This is a genomic window from Lentzea sp. HUAS12 (assembly GCF_024125735.1).
Classification (GTDB): domain Bacteria; phylum Actinomycetota; class Actinomycetes; order Mycobacteriales; family Pseudonocardiaceae; genus Lentzea; species Lentzea albida.
Window position 1 is genome coordinate 3805270 of the sequence record NZ_CP099738.1, and the last position, 20198, is coordinate 3825467.

9 protein-coding genes and 1 tRNA gene are annotated in these 20198 nt (G+C 71.4%); 9 read left to right on the forward strand and 1 reads right to left on the reverse strand.

All coding sequences use genetic code 11. The features are described 5' to 3' along the window. The first annotated feature begins 45 nt into the window (after positions 1–45). Complete coding sequence (locus ND450_RS16615) at positions 46–777, forward strand: inositol monophosphatase family protein (RefSeq protein WP_253327026.1); 732 nt, start codon at positions 46–48, stop codon at positions 775–777. Positions 778–885: 108 nt separating this feature from the next. On the opposite strand, the gene ND450_RS16620 is transcribed toward ND450_RS16615, so the two are convergent. After that, positions 886–958 (reverse strand) — tRNA-Gln (locus tag ND450_RS16620). A 302-nt stretch (positions 959–1260) separates the two neighbouring features. Here ND450_RS16620 and ND450_RS16625 point away from each other — a divergent pair. The 8 genes from ND450_RS16625 to ND450_RS16665 all read left to right on the forward strand — a co-directional run bounded on the left by ND450_RS16625 (position 1261) and on the right by ND450_RS16665 (position 20162). Further along, complete coding sequence (locus ND450_RS16625; RefSeq protein WP_253327933.1) at positions 1261–2802, forward strand: glycoside hydrolase family 13 protein; 1542 nt, start codon at positions 1261–1263, stop codon at positions 2800–2802. A gap of 88 nt (positions 2803–2890) precedes the next feature. Beyond that, on the forward strand, positions 2891–6418 hold the full coding sequence (locus ND450_RS16630) for a DUF4132 domain-containing protein (RefSeq protein ID WP_253327027.1): 3528 nt from the start codon (positions 2891–2893) through the stop codon (positions 6416–6418). 73 nt (positions 6419–6491) lie between these two features. Next, positions 6492–10229 carry a DUF4132 domain-containing protein gene (locus tag ND450_RS45735; protein WP_256557523.1) on the forward strand — a complete coding sequence of 1246 codons (3738 nt, stop codon included), beginning with the start codon at positions 6492–6494 and terminating at the stop codon, positions 10227–10229. Positions 10230–10311: 82 nt separating this feature from the next. Further along, on the forward strand, positions 10312–13986 hold the full coding sequence (locus ND450_RS16645; RefSeq protein WP_253327028.1) for a DUF4132 domain-containing protein: 3675 nt from the start codon (positions 10312–10314) through the stop codon (positions 13984–13986). Continuing rightward, entirely contained in the window at positions 13983–15053 is a 1071-nt protein-coding gene (locus ND450_RS45865) for an AAA family ATPase (protein WP_305885222.1), read from the forward strand. Before ND450_RS16645 ends, ND450_RS45865 begins: the two co-directional genes overlap by 4 nt. Then, a complete protein-coding gene (locus ND450_RS16655) occupies positions 15053–17257 on the forward strand; it encodes a DUF5682 family protein (protein WP_253327029.1) in 2205 nt (734 codons plus the stop codon). Before ND450_RS45865 ends, ND450_RS16655 begins: the two co-directional genes overlap by 1 nt. After that, positions 17254–18360 carry a VWA domain-containing protein gene (locus tag ND450_RS16660; RefSeq protein WP_253327030.1) on the forward strand — a complete coding sequence of 369 codons (1107 nt, stop codon included), beginning with the start codon at positions 17254–17256 and terminating at the stop codon, positions 18358–18360. Before ND450_RS16655 ends, ND450_RS16660 begins: the two co-directional genes overlap by 4 nt. After that, entirely contained in the window at positions 18357–20162 is a 1806-nt protein-coding gene (locus ND450_RS16665; RefSeq protein ID WP_253327031.1) for a hypothetical protein, read from the forward strand. Before ND450_RS16660 ends, ND450_RS16665 begins: the two co-directional genes overlap by 4 nt. The last annotated feature ends 36 nt before the right edge of the window (positions 20163–20198 follow it).

Below are 20198 nucleotides of genomic sequence, written 5' to 3' on the forward strand. Positions count from 1 at the left end.
ACATCAGTTACGCCCGGCGGACACCTGGCGCGAAGCTTCGCGACCATGTGGACCGACATGTGCCTGGCGTTGCGGATCGCCCGCCGGGCAGCCGAACTGGTGCTCTCCGCGGGCACTCCCGACGTGTGGCTGAAGGAGGACGGCAGCCCGGTCACGTCGACCGATCTCGAGGTCGAGGACCTGGTGCGCCGCCTGCTCGCGGAGGCGGTGCCCGACGACGGCGTCGTGGGTGAGGAACGCGCCGAACACCGGGGAACCTCCGGTCGCCGGTGGCTGGTCGACCCGATCAGCGGCACCGCCGACTTCGTGGCCGGACGGCCGACGTACTCGGTGGACCTGGCCTTGGAGAAGGCGCTGGCCGTGTCCGTCATGCCGTCGCTGGACATCACGATGGCGGCCGGGCGGGGCATCGGCTGCCGCGTTTTTCAGGCTGGAGAGGAAGAAGTCGCTCGTGTGTCCTCAACGGACGTAGTCGAAGGTGCGCGCGTGTGCTTGCACGGCAGGAGGAAACCCGTTCTGGAGCACTGCGCCGTCGTGGACGGGGCGACGTCCGTGCTGGACCTGATCACCGGCCGGGTGGACGCGGTGATCGCGGCGGGCGCGGGCCTCGACGAGTTCGACCTGGCGTGTCTGCCGGTGCTCGTGGAGGAGGCGGGCGGCCGTGTGACGGTGGTCGAGGACGACGTCGTGCTGGCCACCAACGGTGTCCTGCACGACGCCTTCCTCTCCCTGCTGGTCGCGCGTCCTGGTGTCGAACCAGGCACCCCGGGCTCATGAGGCCTGGGTGATCGCCGGATCCCGCGCGCTGGAGTGACCGACCGGACTCGCACCGGCTTCGACCAGGACCACGACCTGGTGCCTCGACTGCTTCGGCTTCGGTCACGGCTGCCCGTCGAGGGTTCGAACCTCGATCTCCGCGTTCAGAGCGCGGTGTCCGTGCCAGTTGGACCAACGGGCATCAAAAAAGCCGCCTCGTCGCGGTGTGCGACGGGACGGCTCCCCGGGACATGAGGGTCAGCTCATGCCGAGGAGCACCAGACGTGCTGATGGCGCATGTGTTGCATCACGGCTGGCTCCCTTCCTCCGGTTCGTCGAGAACCACTCTGACGGACGGCGTGGCGGGCTTGCAACGCATTTTCGGTGATCGCAAAAGTTTGCAGACTTGATTCGATTCCTCCAGGAATCCTCAAGCCGACTTGCGGAAAACTTTTGCAACGTCTTTCCTGGACCGCTGACACACCTCACCCGGAAGGCATGGACATGTCCCAGGACTGGTGGCGCCACGCCGTCATCTACCAGGTCTACGTGCGCAGCTTCGCCGACTCGAACGGCGACGGCGTCGGCGACCTGCCCGGCATCCGCTCACGCCTGCCCTACCTGCGCGACCTCGGCGTGGACGCGGTCTGGATCACGCCGTTCTACGCGTCGCCGATGGCCGACGGCGGCTACGACGTGGCGGACTACCGCGCCGTCGACCCGCAGTTCGGCGGGTTGGACGACGTGCGCGCGTTGGTGGACGACGCGCACACGCTCGGTATCCGGGTGATCGTCGACATCGTGCCGAACCACAGCTCCGACCAGCACGCGTGGTTCCGGGAGGCGCTGGCCGGCCGCAACCGCGAGCGGTACGTGTTCCGCGAGGGCGTCGGCGACCAGCCGCCGAACGACTGGGAGTCGGTCTTCGGCGGACCGGCGTGGACGCGGGTGGCCGACGGGTCCTGGTACCTGCACCTGTTCGCGCCGGAGCAGCCGGACCTCAACTGGGAGCTGCCGGAGGTGCGCGCGGAGTTCCGCGACGTGCTGCGGTTCTGGCTGGACCTCGGCGTCGACGGCTTCCGCGTCGACGTGGCGCACGGCATGGTCAAGGCGCCGGGTCTGCCCGACATCGGGCACGCCGACCAGCTCAAGCTGCTGGGCACGGAGCCGTTGCCGTTCTTCGACCAGGACGGTGTGCACGACATACACCGCGAGTGGCGTGAGGTCATCGACTCGTACGAGGGCGACCGTGTGCTCGTGGCGGAGGCATGGACGCCTTCCGCCGAACGGACGGCCATGTACCTGCGTCCCGACGAGATGCACCAGGCGTTCAACTTCCACTACCTGACAGCGGAGTGGAACTTCGACGCGTTGCGCTCGGTCATCGACTCGTCGCTGGCCGCGGTCGAACCCGTTGGCGCGCCTACGACCTGGGTGCTGTCGAACCACGACGTGCAACGGCACGTGACGCGTTACGGCGGCGGCGAGACCGGTGTGCGCCGTGCGCGCGCAGCACTGGCGTTGATGCTCGCGCTGCCGGGCTCGGTGTACCTGTACCAGGGCGAGGAGCTCGGCCTGCCCGAGGTGCTGGACCTGCCCGACGAGGTGCTGCAGGACCCGATGTGGGAGCGCTCGGGCCACACCGAACGAGGCCGCGACGGCTGCCGTGTTCCGTTGCCCTGGAAGGCTTCCGGCCCGTCTCTGGGCTTCGGCACCGGTGGCTCGTGGCTGCCGCAGCCCGCCGACTGGGCGAAGCTCAGCGTCGAGACGCAAGCGGGCGACCAGGACTCGATGCTGTCGTTCTACCGCAACGCTTTGCGCACACGCCGCGAGAACCCGGCCCTCGGCACGACCGTCACGTGGATCGACGGCCCTGCCGACGTGCTGTGGTTCGAACGCGACGGCATCGCCTGCGCCGTGAACCTGTCCGAAGCGGTCGTCGAACTGCCCGACCCGGGCTCCGTCCTGCTCGCCTCGTCCTACTACGGGGTCCGCGACGGACTGCTGCTCCTGCCACCCGACACCGCGCTGTGGTGGAAGCCGTGACCAGCGATTTCACGTGATCGACTAAAACTGTCAGACCCCCTGGGTACCGTCCTTGGACATCAGCTCCAGGTCGGACTCAGGGGGTTTCGTGACAGGCAGGTGGGAGCTCGTCTCCGGCAACTCGGCCAAGTTCTGGGAGATCACCCGGAGCAGCGCCGCGGTGACCGTCCGCTTCGGACGGCTGGGCGCGGCCGGGCAGACCCAGACCAAGGAGCTGCCGTCCGAGGCCGCCGCGCAGGCGCACGTCGCGAAGCTCGTGGCGGAGAAGGAGAAGAAGGGCTACCGCAGCGTCACGACGGCCGCCGAGGCCGCGCAGCCCGCAGGTGGTTCGCAGGCCACACCTGCCTTCGACGCCTCGCCCGCCGCACTCTCCGCCGAGACACCTCCTGCCGACGGATCCGCCACCGAAGCGCCCTCCCCGACCACGTCTCCCACCGAACCGCCTCCCCTCCACGAGGCCACCTGGGTGATGCCCGCCGACTGGCTCGCCCAGGCGATGCCCCGGCGCGACGCACAGCCCCTGCCCGCCTTCACACCCGACCAGGCGGTGGCGCGGAAGTTCCGCGACCACATCGCCGCCGGCACCGCGAAGATCTCCGAGGCACTCACCTCACCGGACCACGACCCCGAACTCCTGCGAGCACTGCGCCACCACGTCGAAGGCCGCCCCGACCCGCTGGGCGCCGCGACGCTCGTGAAACTGCTCGGCGTGGAGCACGGCACGTCCCCGGTCCATTGGTGGATCGAGGACTTCGGCCTCCCGTTCGCCGCCACGGCGGCCATCCACCACGCGACGATCTACGACAGCCGCGGCCGGCTGCTGATCAACCTGCCACGCCACAGCCCGGAACACAGCGCCGAGAGCCGCGTGCTGATCGACATCCGCACCGCGCTGGCGGTGGCCGACGAGGCGACCTACGACGCGACCGTCACGGAGCTGGAGAAGATCGGCACGAACTGGTTCGGCCAGGTCGCGCGGGCGTTCCTCGTCCCGACGCGCCACGACTGGTTCGAGGAGGCGAACCAGTCGTCGAGCTCGTACTGGATGGTGCACAGCTCGGCGAGCACCCCCGACCACCTGAGCCGGCTGAAGTACGGCCACCTGATCTGGTCGGAGACCGCCGTGTACACGGCGCTGCACCTGCTCGGCCCCTCCCTCGCGCCCGTGCTCGAGGCCGAACTGCGCGCGAAGGCCGAGTGGGGCGGGGAGCACCGCAGGCTGGCGCTCGACGTGCTGGCGGCCCTGCCGACCGACGAGGCGTTCCTGATGCTGCTCAACCGCCTGCAGGAGCGGTACGTCCGGCCCGCGCTGGCGGCCGCGATGGAGGCGTTCCCCGCTCGTGCGTTGCGCCTGATGACGCCTCGCGCGGCGAACGACGCGGACGTCCGCAACCTGCTGCGCGCCCACCTCGTCGAACACCCCGGCCTGCCCGTCGCGGACGAGCTCACCGCACTGGTCGAGGTGATCCCCGAAGCGCCGGTCGAGGCTCTTCCGCCGATCCTGGCTGAACCGCCGTGGACGCGCCGCCGCCCGCAGGCGAAGCCGGTTGTGCTGCAAGGTCTTCCGGTTCCCGAGGCCCATCTCACGTGGTCGCCGGGTGAGCGTGAGGAGTGGTCGGCGGTCACGGGCTGGTGGTCGCGGCAGACCGGCGACTGGGAGTCGATGGCGGAGGCGATCCGCACCGGCAAGGGCTCCCGCTACGACCACAGGCTGTTCGAGGCCGGCCCGGAGGAGATCGCCCGGCCGTTGCTCGCCGTCTGGACGCCGAACGACACGTGGAACAGCGAAAGCTGGGGCAAGCGGATCGCGGCGCGGTTCGGCATCGACGCGCTCCCGGCGATGCTGCGGCTGGCGGCGAGCAACCCGCACGTGTCCGGCGTCGTGCTGCTCCCCTACGCCACGCCCGAGGTGGCCGCGCTGATGGCGGACTGGTTCGTGCGCCTGAAGACCGCGCGCGCGTTCGCGCTCTCCTGGCTGGCCCGTCACCGCGAGGCCGCCGCCCGCCTCCTGCTGCCGGTCGCGCTGGGTGCGGCGGGCACCGCGCGCCGCAACGCCGAGTTCGCCCTGCGCCACCTCCACCTGGAGATCGGTGTCGACGTCATCGCCCTCGCCCCCGCTCCCGAGGCGGGAGCGGCGATCCGCACGCTGATCGAGGTCGACCCGCTCGACGTCCTGCCCGCGAAGTTGCCTGCGATCGGCGGCTGGGCCGATCTCAGGCTGCTGCCCCAGGTGCTGCTGGCCAACGGCGCCGGCGCGTTGCCCGCGGACGCCGCGAAGAGCCTTCTGACGACGGTCGCGCTGTCCAAACAGGACGCCGTCTATCCCGGCCTGCCGCTCGCCGTCGAGGCGTGCGACCGCACGTCGCTGGCCGAGTTCGCCTGGGCCCTCTTCGGCCTCTGGCAGGACGCCGGCGCCCCGTCCAGGGACGGCTGGGTCCTCACCGCGCTGGCCTGGTTCGGTGACGACGAGACGGCGCGCCGCCTCGCCCCGCTGATCCGCGCCTGGCCGGGCGAGAGCCAGCACGCCCGCGCCGTGGCGGGCCTCGACGTGCTCGCCCAGATCGGCAGCGAGGTCGCGCTGATGAACCTGAACAGCATCGCGGAGAGGGTGAAGTTCAAGGGCCTGAAGGCGAAGGCGCAGGAGAAGGTGACCGACATCGCCGCCGCGCTGGGCCTGAGCCGCGACCAGCTGTCCGACCGCCTCGTCCCCCGCCTGGACCTCGACGAGGCCGCCAGCCTCGTCATCGACTACGGCCCGCGCCAGTTCACGGTCGGCTTCGACGAACAGCTCAAGCCGTACGTCCTCGACGCGGAAGGCAAGCGCCGCAAGGATCTGCCGAAACCAGGTGCCCGCGACGACCAGGAACTCGCCCCGGCGGAGCACAAGCGGTTCGCGACGCTGAAGAAGGACGTCCGCGCCATCGCCTCAGACCAGATCCACCGCCTGGAACGCTCGATGGTCGACCAGCGCACCTGGACCACGGCGGAGTTCCACGCGGTCCTGGCCGCCCACCCCCTGCTGTGGCACCTGGTCCGCCGCCTGGTGTGGATCACCGACACCGGCCTGACCTTCCGCCTGGCAGAAGACCGCACCCTCGCGGACGCCTCCGACGACGAGGTGACCCTGCCCGGGAACGCCGTCATCCGCGTGGCCCACCCGATCGACCTCGCGGACACCCTCCCGGCCTGGGGCGAGGTGTTCGCGGACTACGAGATCCTCCAGCCCTTCCCGCAGCTGGGCCGCCCCACCCACGCCTTCGCACCGGGCGACACCCTCCCCCAGCTCGCGAAGTACCTCAACAGGGACGTGCCGGTCGGCAAGGTCCTCGGCCTCACCAAGCACGGCTGGGCCCGCTGCCAGCCTCAGGACAACGGCGTGGAGCCGTGGATGACCCGCCCACTGCCCTCCGGCGGCGCCCTGGTCGCCGCGCTCGACCCCGGCATCATCGTCGGAATGGTCGACATGGAGCCGGAGATGCGGTTCAGCGCGCTCTGGTTCGACCCGGACGGCGCCGGCGCCTGGTCCCCACCCGGGAACGGCACGCCGACCACCTTCGAAGTGGACGCCATCACCGCCTCGGAACTCCTCTCCGAACTCGAGTCACTCCACGCCTGACACCGGGAACGGCCGGCCCCCGGCCGGCGTCAGACCGGCTCGGCGACACCAACGGATCAGCAGGGAGCAGCAAGTGCGCAGGTGGGAGCTCGTCTCGGGCAGCGCGGCGAAGTTCTGGGAGATCGGCCAGGACGGCACCGCCGTCACCGTCCGCTTCGGACGGCTGAACACGCACGGCCAAACCCAGACCAAGGAGCTGGCCACCGCCGAGGCAGCCGCAGCACACGTCGCGAAGCTGGTGGCCGAGAAGGAGAAGAAGGGCTACCGCGCCGTGACGACGACACCGGCTGCGGCGCAAGCCACCTCCGAGCAGCCTGCCGCCGGCACCACCCAGGCGATCGCCGCACCGACCGCTGCCGCGACCACCACCGGACTGGCCGACGACCGGGCAGCCACCGCCGGCAGCTCGGCCACCGACCTCACCACCGCCGCCAGCTCGGCCACCCGCCCCGCCTCCAGCCGCTCAGCTCCCAACGCCGCCACCAACCCCGCTGCGACCTCCACCCCCGCCTCAACCCCCGTCCCCACCGCCAGCCTCGCTGCTGCCTCAACCCCCGTCCCCACCGCCGACTCCACCCCCTCCTCCCCCCAACAGCCCACCCCCACCGACGAAGACACCTGGACCATGCCCAAGGCGTGGCTCCGCGACGTGGTCCGCCAACGCGGCTTCCACCCCGCGCCGGAATTCGCGGTAGACCCCACCCTCGCCGAAGAAGCCCGCCGCCGAGCAGGCAAGCAGCAAACCACCACCGTCGAGCGGGTCCTGTCCGAACCGGCCTCCGACCGCGACCTGGTCGAGGCGACGCGCGACCACCTCGCCGGCCGCCCGAACCCCACGGGCGCGGCGGCGGTGGCGGCCATCATCGGCTGCGGCGAGCAGTCGGTGCACGCCTGGATCGCCGACCACGGCGTGGCCTTCGCGACGGAGGCCGCGGTCGAGTTCACCATGCTGGCCTCCGCACCCGAGTGGCTCCCGCAGCAGCGCGAGTACGGCAACGAGCGCCTGGCGACCCGCGGCGGCCACCTCCGCCTCACCTTCGACAACGTCGAGGGCAAGATGCTCAGGTCCGTCCGCTACGCGCTCGCCACCGCGGACGACACCGAGCGGGCCAAGGCGGCGGCGTTCCTCGAAAAGCTGGGCGAGCTGGACGAACCCAACGCGCAGATGGTGCGCACCTTCCTGATGCCGGAGCGCGCCGACTGGTTCCGGGACGCCTGCGCCGCGCCGCACTCGACCAGCCGCTGGTGGGTCGTCCCGTGCAGCGCGAGCACGCTCGAGGAGTTCGAGCTGGCGCAGACCAGGGTGACCAACAGCAGCACCATCCTGCACACCGCGCTCTACGTGCTCGGCCCCGCCATCGCGCCGTTGCTCGCCGCGGCGCTCGACCACAAGCACCAGCTCGCCGATCGCCGCAAGGCGGTGCTGAAAGTGCTCGCGGCGCTGCCCACCGACGAGGCGTTCACGATCGCGCTCGACCGGATCGACGAGAAGTACGTGCGGCCGACCGTGTTGTCCATGATGGCGGCGTTCCCGGCGCGCGCGGCCCGGCTCCTCGGCGAACGCTCTAGTCGCAACGCCGCTCTCCGCCAGCTGCTCAGCGTGCACCTGAAGACGTACCCGCACCTCGAGGCGCCCGAGGGGTTCGTCGACGTCGAGTCCGAAGCCGTGCCGGAGGCGCCGGCGGAGGCCTTGCCGGCGGTGCTGGCGTCGCCGCCGTGGATCCACCGCAAGAAGCCGGTGAAGCCCGTGGTGGTGCCGGATCTGCCGGTGCCGGGCCCGTCGCTCGTGTGGCTGCCGGGTGAGCGCGAGGCGTGGCTGGAGGACGGCCACTGGGACACCCACGCCTACAAGACCTGGGAGCACTGGCTGGCGGAGTTCAAGGCCGGCCGGATCGGCTACCGGATGGCGGACCTGCTGATCGGCGCGCCCGAGGAGGAGGTCCGGCATCTGCTGGCCGACTGGGAGCCGCGGCTCGGCTGGAGTGCCGAGTCGGCGGGCAAGCGGCTGGCCGCGAAGTTCGGCTTCGACACGTTGCCCCCGCTGCTGCGCATCGTGGAGCGGACGTCGGCGGCCGCGGTGGTCGTCCTGCCGTTCGCGACGCCCGAGGTGGCCACGCTGATGGCCGACTGGCTCGTGCGGCTCAAGCAGGTCCGCAAGACGGCGATGGCCTGGCTGGCCCGGCACCGGGACACCGCCGCACGGCTGCTCGTGCCCGCCGCCCTGGGCAAGCCCGGTGCCGAGCGCCGCAACGCCGAGACCGCGCTCCGCCACCTGCACTCCCTGGGAGTGGACGTGGTGGCCGTCGCGCCGACTCAGGCCGCGGCCGAAGCCCTGGAGTCGTTCCTGGCCGTCGACCCGGTCGACGTGCTGCCCGCCAAGCTGCCCGTGATCGGCGAGTGGGCGGACACCCGGCTGCTGCCCCAGGTCCTGCTGCGCGACCGCGGGCAGGCGCTGTCCCCGGAGGCCGCGCGGAACCTGCTGATGACGGCCGCGCTGTCCAAGCCGGGCGACGTCTACGCCGGGCTTCCGATCGCCCGCGACGCGCTCGACGCGGACTCCCTGGCCGAGTTCGCGTGGGCGGTCTTCCAGCGCTGGCAGGAGATCGGCGCGCCGTCGAAGGAGGGCTGGGCGCTCAGCGCCCTCGGCTGGCTCGGCGACGACTCGACGGTCCGCGCGCTGTCGCCGTTGATCCGGGTCTGGCCGGGCGAGAGCCAGCACGCGAGGGCGGTGACAGGCCTCGACGTGCTCGCCGACATCGGCACCGAGGTCGCCCTGTCCCACCTCAACAGCATCGCTGAAAAGGTGAAGTTCAAGGGCCTCAAGACGAAGGCCCAGGAGAAGGTCGCCCAGATCGCCGAGGAACTGGGCCTGTCCCGCGACCAGCTGGCCGACCGGCTGGTGCCGCGCCTCGGCCTCGACGACGCCGCGAGCCTCGTCATCGACTACGGCCCGCGCCAGTTCACCGTCGGCTTCGACGAACAGCTCAAGCCCTACGTCCTCGACCCGGACGGCAAGCGGCGCAAGGACCTCCCCAAGCCCGGCGCGAAGGACGACCAGGACAAGGCACCGCTGGAGCAGAAGCGTTTCGCCGCCTTGAAGAAGGACGTCCGCGCCGTGGCGTCGGACCAGATCCACCGCCTGGAACGCGCCATGGTCGACCAGCGCACCTGGACCGCGGCCGAGTTCCACACGGTCCTGGCCGGCCACCCGCTGCTCTGGCACATCGTCCGCCGCCTGGTGTGGATCACGAACGAAGGCCTCTCCTTCCGCCTCGCGGAAGACCGCACGCTCGCCGACTCCGGCGACGACGGGTTCACGCTCCCCGAGGACGCCACCGTCCGCGTCGCGCACCCGGTCGACCTCCGGGACGAGCTCGAAGCCTGGGGCGAGGTCTTCGCCGACTACGAGATCCTCCAGCCCTTCCCGCAGCTCGGCCGCCCCCTGCACCTGGTGTCCCAGAACGAGGACCTGCTGCCCCAGCTGAAGAAGTACTGCGACGTCGACCACCCCGTCGGCAAGATCCTCAGCCTCACCAAGAAGGGCTGGATCCGCGGCGAACCCCAGGACGGCGGCGTGGAGTGCTGGATCACCCGCCCGCTGCCGTCCGGCGGTGCCCTCGTCGCCTCGCTCGACCCCGGCATCGCGGTGGGCGCCATCGACGTCTTCCCGGAGCTCAAGTTCACCGAGCTCTGGTTCTCCCCCGACGGCCACGGCTACTGGTCCTCCCAGCGCAACGCCTCCGGCACCCTCACCACCGACGCCATCACGGCCTCGGAGGTCCTGTCCGAACTGGAGTCACTGCACCAGTAGCAGCACCTCTCAGAAATTGTCAGACCCCCTGAGTAACGTCCGTGGACATCAACTCCCTTGTGTGGCCCCAGGAGGTAAAGCAGTGCGCAGGTGGGAACTCGTCGCGGACGGCTCCGCGAAGTTCTGGGAGATCGGGCAGGACGGCGCCGCGGTGACCGTCCGGTTCGGACGGCTGGGCACCGCCGGCCAGACCCAGACCAAGGAGCTGGCCTCCGCCGAGGCAGCCGAGGCGCACGTCGCGAAGCTGGTGGCGGAGAAGGAGAAGAAGGGCTACAGACCGGAGGGCGCGGCACAGCCTTTAGCGTCGACGACCACCGGCGCGGCGCAGACCTCAGCGTCGACCACCAACGCGGCGCAGCCCTCAGCGACGTCAGCCACCAGCGCCGCGCCACAGCTCACGGTGGCACCAGCCACCAACGAGCCTTCCACCATCGTGCAGCAGCCCTCGGCGGCACCGCCCGTGGGCACCCGCCCCGCCACCGCTCCCGGCACGACCGCCCCCGCAGCCACCACCCCCGACACCCCGGCCCCCGTCCTCGACGAGGACACCTGGGTCATGCCCAAGGCGTGGCTGCGCGACGTCGTCCGCCAGCGCGGCTTCACCCCGGCCCCCGAGTTCACGCTCGACTCCGCCAAGGCCGACCGGGCACGCCACCTCATCACCGAGCAGGCCGAAACCATCGAACGCGCCCTCTCGGTCAAGGGCTCGAACGAGGACCTGGTCGACGCGGCCCGCGAGCACCTGGCAGGCAAGCCGAACACGCTGGGCGCGGCGGCGCTCGCGGCCATCACCAAGCCCGGTGTGCCCGCCGTGCACGCCTGGATCGCCGACCACGGCCTCGCGTTCGCCACGACGGCCACGGTCGAGCTCATGGGCGTCACGTTCTCCGAGCAGTGGAACGACAAGCGCGGCAGGTGGACCAACATCTGCCTGCAGTACGACCGCGGCCGCTTCCAGACGTCGCACACCGAACCGCAGGGCCAGATGCTCACGGCCGTCCGCTACGCGATCGCCACAGCGTCCGCCGAGGAACGCGCCCGGGCCGAGGCCGCGCTGGAGGAGCTCACGGGGTCGAAGACCGAGAAGGAGCTGCGGGCGTACCTGCTGCCGGAGCGGGCCGACTGGTTCGCCTGGCTCTGCAAGCAGCAGTACACGCCGAGCCGGTGGTGGATGCTGCCGAGCATTGCCCGCACGAAGGAAGACTTCGAGAAGGCGGATCTGTCGCTCACGAACTACGCGTTCCTGATGTACACGGCCGTGTACGTGCTGGGGCCGGGCGTCGCGCCGTTGCTCGCGGTGGAACTCGACGGCGACGTCTACTACCAGAGCGCGGAGGGGCGCAAGCGGGCGTTGAAGGTGCTCGCCGCGTTGCCGACCGACGAGGCGTTCACGATCATGCTGGACCGGCTCGACGCGAAGTACGTGCGGCCGGCCGTGCTGTCGGCGATGGCGGCGTTCCCGAAGCGGGCGGCGCGGCTGCTGGCGCACCGGGCGGCGTCCAGTGCCGAGGCGCTCAAGCTGCTCCAGGCGCACCTGCTGTCGCACCCCGAACTGGCGGTGCCGGACGAGGTCGCCGAGCTGATCTCCGAGTCCGGTCCGGCCGTGCTGCCGGAGGCGAGCGCGGACCAGCTGCCCGTGTTGCTGGTCGAACCGCCGTGGCTGCACCGCAGGAAGCCGGTGAAGCCCGTGGTGCTGGCGGACCTGCCGTCGCCGGAGCCGACGATGGTCTGGCATCCGGGTGAGCGCGACGAGTGGCTCGGGTGTGGCGCGGAGTGGCGGCAAGACCACCACGACTGGCGCAAGCTCCTCGGGGAGTACCTGGCCGGCACGATCGGCTACTACGACAACGACCTGTTCCTGCTCGCGCCCGACGACGAGGTGCGGCACCTGCTGGCGGACTGGAAGCCGAACTACAGCTACGGGGTCGAGGAGTGGGGCAAGAACCTGGCGGCCCGCTTCGGCCTCGACGCCGCACCGGCGCTCGCGCGGCACGTCCAGTCGTCGCCCGCGGGGACGGGGATGGTGCTGCTGCCGTTCGCCACGCCCGAGGTGGCCGCGCAGATGGCCGACTGGTTCTCCCGCACCAAGCAGGCGCGGCGCTGGGCTCTGGACTGGATGGGCCGGCACCGCGAGCAGGCCGCGCGCCTGCTCGTCCCCGCGGCGTCGGGCAAGGCGGGCATCCCCCGGCGCAACGCCGAGACGGCGTTGCGGTACCTGCACAACAACCTCGGTGTCGACGTGGCTTCCGTCGCCAGGGAGTGCGGTGCCGAGGCGGCGATCGACGTGGTGCTGTCGGTCGACCCGGTCGACGTGCTGCCCGCGAAGCTGCCGGTGATCGGCGAGTGGGCCGACACGCGGCTGTTGCCGCAGGTGTTGCTGGCCGACCGCAGGCACGCGCTGCCGCCCGAGGCCGCGGGCAACCTGCTCATGACGGCGGCGCTGTCCAAGCCCGGTGAGCTCTACGCGGGCCTGCCGATCGTGCGCGAGACCCTCGACCGCGATTCGCTGGCGGCGTTCGCGTGGGCCGTGTTCCAGGCGTGGGAGCAGGCGGGCTCGCCGTCGAAGGAGAGCTGGGCGCTGAGCGCGCTCGGCTGGTTCGGCGACGACTCGACGGTCCGCGCGCTGTCCCCGCTGATCCGCAGGTGGCCGGGCGAGAGCCAGCACGCGCGGGCGGTCAGCGGGCTCGACGTCCTCGCCGAGATCGGCAGCGAGGTCGCGCTGTCGCACCTCAACAGCATCGCGGAGAAGGTGCCGTTCAAGGGCCTCAAGACCAGGGCCCAGGAGAAGGTCGCCCAGATCGCGGCGGAGCTCGGCCTGTCCCGCGACCAGCTGTCGGACCGGCTGGTCCCGCGCCTCGGGCTGGACGACGCCGCGACGCTGGTCATCGACTACGGCCAGCGGCAGTTCACCGTGGGCTTCGACGAGCAGCTCAAGCCGTTCGTGCTCGACCCGGACGGCAAGCGCCGCAAGGACCTCCCCAAGCCCGGCGCGAAGGACGACCAGGACAAGGCACCGCTGGAGCACAAGCGGTTCACCGCGCTGAAGAAGGACGTCCGCACCATCGCGGCCGACCAGATCCAGCGCCTCGAACGCGCCATGGTCGACCAGCGCACGTGGAGCGCCGAGGAGTTCCTGACGGTGCTCGTCGACCACCCGCTGCTGTGGCACCTGGTCCGCCGGCTGGTGTGGATCACCGACGAGGGCACGTCCTTCCGCCTGGCCGAGGACCGCACGCTGGCGAACGTGGACGACGACGAGTTCACGCTGCCGGAGAACGCGGTCGTGCGCGTGGCGCACGCGGTCGACCTGAAGGCCGAGGCGTCGGCGTGGGGCGAGATCTTCGCCGACTACGAGATCCTCCAGCCGTTCCCGCAGACCGGCCGCCCGTACCACCTGCTGGAGTCCGACGAGGACCTGCTGCCCCAGCTGAAGAAGTTCTGCGCCACCCCGTACCCGATCGGCAAGATCCTCGGCCTGACCAAGAAGGGCTGGGTGCGCGGCGCCCCGCAGGACGCGGGCGTCGAGTGCTGGATCACCCGGCCGTTCCCCGGTGGTGGCGCGCTCGTCGCCTCGCTCGAACCCGGCATCGCGGTGGGCGCGATGGACGTCTTCCCCGAGGTCGGTTTCAGCGACATGTGGTTCTCCCCCAACGGTCACGGCACGTGGTCCGCTCCGAAGGACGCGCCCGGCAGCCACCCCATCGACCCGATCACGCTCTCCGAGCTCTTCACCGAACTGGAGTCCCTCCGGTCATGACCAGCACACAGACGATGCAGCGCCCTCCCGCCGAGGTCCGCTTCGCCGACGAGCTCGCCCGCCTGCGCGACACCGACACGGCCCCCAGACCGCCGGGCTGGGCGCTGAGCCTCGCCGCCGCGCGGAAGTTCGTGGTGGGCGACGAGAAGACGGGCATCACCAGGAAGTTCGTGGGCGACCCGTCCCTCGTGGACAGGGCGCTGGTGACGCTCGCGACGAGCCGCGGCCTGATGCTCGTCGGGGAGCCCGGCACGGCGAAGTCGCTGCTGTCCGAACTGATCGCGGCGGCGGTGTGCGGCGAGTCGACGCTGACGATCCAGGGCGGCGCGGCCACGACCGAGGACCAGATCAAGTACTCGTGGAACTACGCGCTGCTGGTCGCGGAGGGCCCGTCGCCGCGCTCGCTGGTGCCGGCGCCGATGCTGCGCGGCATGGCCGAGGGCAAGGTCGTGCGGTTCGAGGAGATCACCCGCTGCCCGCTGGAGGTCCAGGACTGCATGCTGTCGATGCTGTCCGACCGCGTGATGGCGATCGGTGAGCTGAACGGCCCGGACGGCATGGTGTTCGCGCAGGACGGCTTCAACGTGATCGCCACGGCGAACACGCGGGACAGGGGCGTCAACGAGATGAGCGCCGCGCTCAAGCGCCGCTTCAACTTCGAGACGGTCTTCCCCATCGCGGACTTCGACACCGAACTCGCGCTGGTCGAGCAGGAGGCCGCGAAGCTGCTGGAGAAGTCCGGTGTCGAGCTCGCGCCGCGGCGGGACGTGCTGGAAGTGCTCGTGCGCACGTTCCGCGACCTGCGCGAGGGCACCGACAGGCTCACCACGGTGATGAGCACGGCGGAGGCGGTGTCGGTCGCGCACGCCGTCGGGCTGCGGGGCTGGTTCCTGCGCGGTGAGGTCGGTTCGGCCGCGGACGTCGTGGAGTGCCTGGCGGGCACGGCGGCGAAGGACAACGCGGAGGACCTGGCGCGGCTGCGGCGGTACCTGGAGCAGCACGCGGCGCGGCGCAAGGGCAAGCAGTGGCAGGAGCTGCACCGCGCCCGTCACCTGCTGCCCGGCTGATGGGGGCCGTGTTCGTCGGCGTCCGCCACCACAGCCCCGCCTGTGCCCGGCTGGTCGCCGCCACGATCGAGGAGCAGCAGCCCGCGTACGTGCTCGTCGAGGGTCCCGCCGACTTCAACGAGCGCATCGACGAGCTGCTGCTCGGGCACGAGCTGCCCATCGCGCTGTTCAGCTACTCCGACCAGCACGCGTCGTGGTCGCCGTTCTGCGACTACTCGCCGGAGTGGGTGGCGATCATCGAGGCGCGGCGCGTCGGTGCCGAGGTCAGGTTCATCGACCTGCCCGCGTGGCACGAGGCGTTCCGGGACGTGAGCAACCGGTACGCGGACGCGGAGCTGCGCTACACCGAGGTCGTCGACCGGCTGTGCACGGAGTTCTCGGTCGACAACGTCGACGTGCTGTGGGACCACCTCTTCGAGTGCGAGACCGACCCGGTGGGCATGGCCGAGTACTTCGACCTGCTGCGCGGCACGGCGACCGCGGACGAGGGCGACTCGGCGCGCGAGGAGTACATGGCGCGCTGGGTGAGGGCGGCGGTGGCCGACGCGGGTGACAGGCCCGTCGTCGTGATCACCGGTGGCTTCCACACCGCCGCGCTCAAGGGCAAGCTCGACGGCGGCACGGAGTGGCCGGAGGTGCCGGAACGCGAACGGGGTGCGAGCTATCTCGTGCCGTATTCGCACGCGCGGCTGGACGCGTTCACCGGCTACCAGTCGGGCATGCCGTCACCCGGCTACTACCAGCAGGTCTGGGAGAACGGGCCGCAGCGCGCGGCCGACTGGCTGGTCGAGTCGGTGGCCACGCGGCTGCGCAGGCGGCAGCAGCCGGTGTCGACGGCCGACCTCATCGCCGCGCACACCCAGGCCGGGGCGCTGGCCCGGTTGCGCGGTCACGAGAACCTGGCGCGCACGGACGTGCTCGACGGGCTGACCAGCGCGTTGATCTCCGAGGACCTGACGCAGCCGCCGCCGTGGACGCGGCGCGGCACGCTGCAGCCCGGCGCGCACCCGGCCCTGGTCGAGATGCTCGGGGCGTTGCGGGGCGGCAAGGTCGGCAGGCTGCACCCCGGCACTCCGGCACCGCCGCTGGTCAACGCCGTGCTGGAACTGTTGCGGACACACGGCCTCGATCAGGAGGGCAAGGTCTCGCTCGACCTCACCGACCCGCGGGCGCTGGAGCGCAGCAGGGTGCTGCACCGCCTGCGGGTGCTGCGGATCCCCGGCTTCGAGCGCACGAGCGGCCCGTCCGGAGGTGCCCAGCCGCGCCTGGACGAGCAGTGGACGCTCCGGCCGGTCGAGGAGCGGCTCGCGGCGTTGATCGAGGCCGCCGAGAACGGCGCCACGCTGGAGGAAGCGGCCGGGGTGGCCCTGGAACGTCGGTCCCGGCACGCCCAGCTCGACGAACTGGGCGGGATCCTGTTCGACGCGGTCCTGTGCGGGATCTCGGCGCTGTCCGGCAGGGTCAAGAAGTCGCTCAACGAGGGCGTGAAGGCGACAGGCGACCTGGCGGCGCTGGGCACCGTCCTGAGCGGCGTGCTCGGGCTGTGGCGGCACGACAGGTTGTTCGGCACGAGGAAGGACCCGCTGCTCGGCTCGGTGATCGACGCGGGCACGGCGCGGGTGCTGTGGCTCGTCGAGGGTCTGCACGGCGGTCCGGCTCCGGCCGATCCGAACCGGCTCAAGGCGATGGCGGCGACCAGGGACGCGGTGCTGCACGCGAAGTCCGCGCTGTCATTGGACGTCGCGGACGTCACGGGCGTGGCGACGAGGGTGAGCAACGACGTGCAGGCCCCACCGGACCTGCGCGGCGCGGCGCTCGGGCTCGCCTGGGCACTGGGTTCCCAGCCGGACGTGCGCAAGGTCCGCACCATCGAGGCGCTCGGCGACTGGCTCGCCGGGTTGTTCGCGGTGGCGCGGGAGGAGGTGCTGGCGAGCCCGGACCTCGTGGGCGTGCTGGACGAGCTGGTCAGCGCGATGGACTCCGACGAGTTCCTGGTGGCGCTGCCCGCGTTGCGGCTCGCGTTCAGCTACTTCCCGCCCAGGGAAAGGGAAACGATCGCGGCCACCGTGCTCGCCCACCGCGGTGTCGAGGGCGGCGCGGCGAAGAACGTCACCCGGCTCACCGCCGACCCGGTGTCCGTGGCGGAGGCGATGGCGATCGAGAAGCGCGTGGACGCGTTGCTGGTGAAGGGCGGCCTGGCATGACGGACCTGGAACGCTGGCGGCTCATCCTCGGTGAACCGGCATCGCGCTGCACCGGAGGCCTGCAGAGCGACGCGGCCCGGAGGGACGCGGCGCTGGAGTGGCTCTACGGACGTGACCCGGAGCTGGCCGAACGCGGTGTGCGCAAGACCGGCGGCAACGAGGACTCGGTGCTGCAGACCGTCGACTGGCTGGACGAGGTCCACACCCTCTTCCCGAGGGAGACGATCGAACGGCTGGAACGCGACGCCGTCGAGCGCTACGAGATCACGGACATCGTCACCGATCCCGAGGTGCTGCAACGGATCGAGCCGAACCCGGCACTGCTGCGCGCGGTGCTGCGGACCAAGCACCTGATGAACCCGGCCGTGCTCGCGATGGCGCGCAAGATCGTCGAAGCGGTCGTGAGGCAGTTGATGGAGAAGCTGAAGACGGAGGTGCGCACGGCGTTCAGCGGCACGAAGTCGCGGCGGCCGAGCATCCACAAGAACTCCCGCAACTTCGACTTCCGCTCCACGATCAGGGCGAACCTCCAGCGTTACCAACCCGAGGAGCGCAAGCTCGCGATCGAGCACCCGAAGTTCGTCTCCCGCTCCCAACGGCACCTCGAGCAGTGGCAGGTGGTCCTGCTGGTGGACCAGTCGGGGTCGATGACCAGCTCGGTGATCCACTCGGCCGTCACGGCGGCCTGCCTGTGGGGTCTGCCGGGGCTGCGGACGCACCTCGTCGCGTTCGACACCAACGTGGTCGACCTGACCTCGGACGTGACGGACCCGGTCGAGCTGCTGATGAAGGTGCAGCTCGGTGGCGGCACGGACATCGCCAGGGCCGTGGCGTACGGCGCCGAGCTCGTGGACAGCCCGCGCCGGTCGATCGTGGCGATCATCAGCGACTTCTACGAGGGCGGCAGCGAGGAGCGCCTGGTCCGCACGGTCAAGGGCCTGTGTGAGCAGGGCACCCACGTGCTGTGCCTCGCGGCGCTCGACGACGAGGCGAACCCGGACTACGACAGGGCTTTGGGCCAGCGCCTCGCGAACGTCGGCGCCCACGTCGGTGCCATGACCCCGGGCCAGCTCGCGGAATTCGTTGCGGAGAAACTCAGGTGACCAGACCCGACCTGCTGGCACTCACCCCGGACGCGCTCGCCGCGCTGGCCAACCGCGGTCTGGTGAAACGTGCCGTCAAGGAGCTCGACGCGGGCGTCGTCCCGTCGCTCGACACCGATCCGGCCGGTGCCGTCCAGGGCAAGTTCCCGGACGGCACCACGACGACGCTGCCACCGGGCACGGCGCTCGAGGCGGCGCGGTGCAGTTGTGGCGCGACGGGCGTGTGCCGGCACCGCATCGCCGTGGTGCTGGCCTACCAACGCACCCAGGAGGCGAGCGCCCCCGCCGAGCTGTGGTCGCCGGGCACCGTCACGGACGACGACCTGGTGGCGTTGATGGGCGAACGCACGCTGCGCCGCGCCCGCAGGGCGTTCCAGGCCGGCTACCGCGCCAAGCTCCGCCGCCCGACCGCGCAGGACCAGACGGCGCAGGCGGAACTGCCGACCTGCACGGTCACGTTCCTCGTGCCCGGCGACCTGTCCTACGTCCACACCGACGCCGTCAACAAGGACGAGGCGACGGCGCTCGCCGTGTGGGCGTTCCGCGAGGCCGACGCCCAGGGCACCGACACGGTCGACGTCGGCGGTTCTCCCACCACCGCAACGGATCTGACCGCCGTCACCGATCTGCTCGACCAACTCCTGCTCGACGGCACCACGAACGCGAGCGAGGTGCTCGACGTCGCCTGGCAGCGCCTGCACCGCGACCTGACCGCGCAACGCCTGCACTGGCCCGCAGCCGTGATCACCGACCTGCTCGCGCAACTCTCCGCGTACCGCGGCCGCAGCGCGGACTACGAGGCGGAGCGGTTCGCCGCCCTCCTCACCGAACTGCACGCCCGCACCACGGCCACGGGCCCGCGCGCCGAGGTCCTCGGCCCCGACGAGCCCGCAGAAACACCCCTGAAGCGGGTCAGGCTCACTGCACTGGGCGCCCGCCTGCGCGCGGAGAACGCGGTGGACGTCTACTTCGCCTCGGGCGACGTGGTCCTGGTGCAGCGAGACACCCCCCTGCGCACCGGCCACCGCCTGGCGGCGTCGAACGTCGTTTCCGAATCGGCGACCCGCAGCGCGAGCCGGGCCGTCACCCTGAAGACGAGCAGGGTCGCCAAGACGTCGCTCACCCCGGTGGGCACGGCCTGGGACCACCTGCCGCAGGCCCTGGTCGTCACCGACTACGACGCGGCCGCCGCCCACCTGGCCGGCCTGCCCCCACGCCAGGTCCGCGCGAGGGTGGAGGCGGAACTGGTCCGCGTGCTCCGCGTGGCCGAGGTGACCGACCTCGCCTACGACCCGGCCGCACAACGCCTCACCGCGACCCTCCACGCCCCCACCGGCACAACGTGCCTGCTGGAAGCCACCCACCGAGCCGTCGCCCCGCAGTCCCTCGACGCGCTGACAGCGGCACTGCGGGCCAATCCGACGACGATCACCGGCAGCATCCGCCGCCACCGGGGCGCGCTCGTCGTCGACCCGCTCGCGGTCCACACCGCCGCGGGCGTCGTCGTGCCGGACATGGCGACGGACACGACACCCCAACCGCTGATGCCGGGCACGACGCAGGCCGACCCGCTGAGCGCGACGGTGGACAGCGCCCTGACGGTGCTGGCCGAGGCCGCCCACCGGGGCCTCGACCACCTGACGGACAGCCTGCTGGCCCGCGTGCGGGAGGTGGGCACGCACCTGCACACCGCGGGCCTGCGCACGGCGGCGGCTCAGGTGACGGCGTTCGCCGACGGCCCGGCGGCGGCGACGTGGCTGGCCGCGCACCTGAGGCTCCTGGTGACGGCCGACGCGCGCTGAGGACGTGCTGGGGGCGGGTGCGTGAGCGTGCAGGGC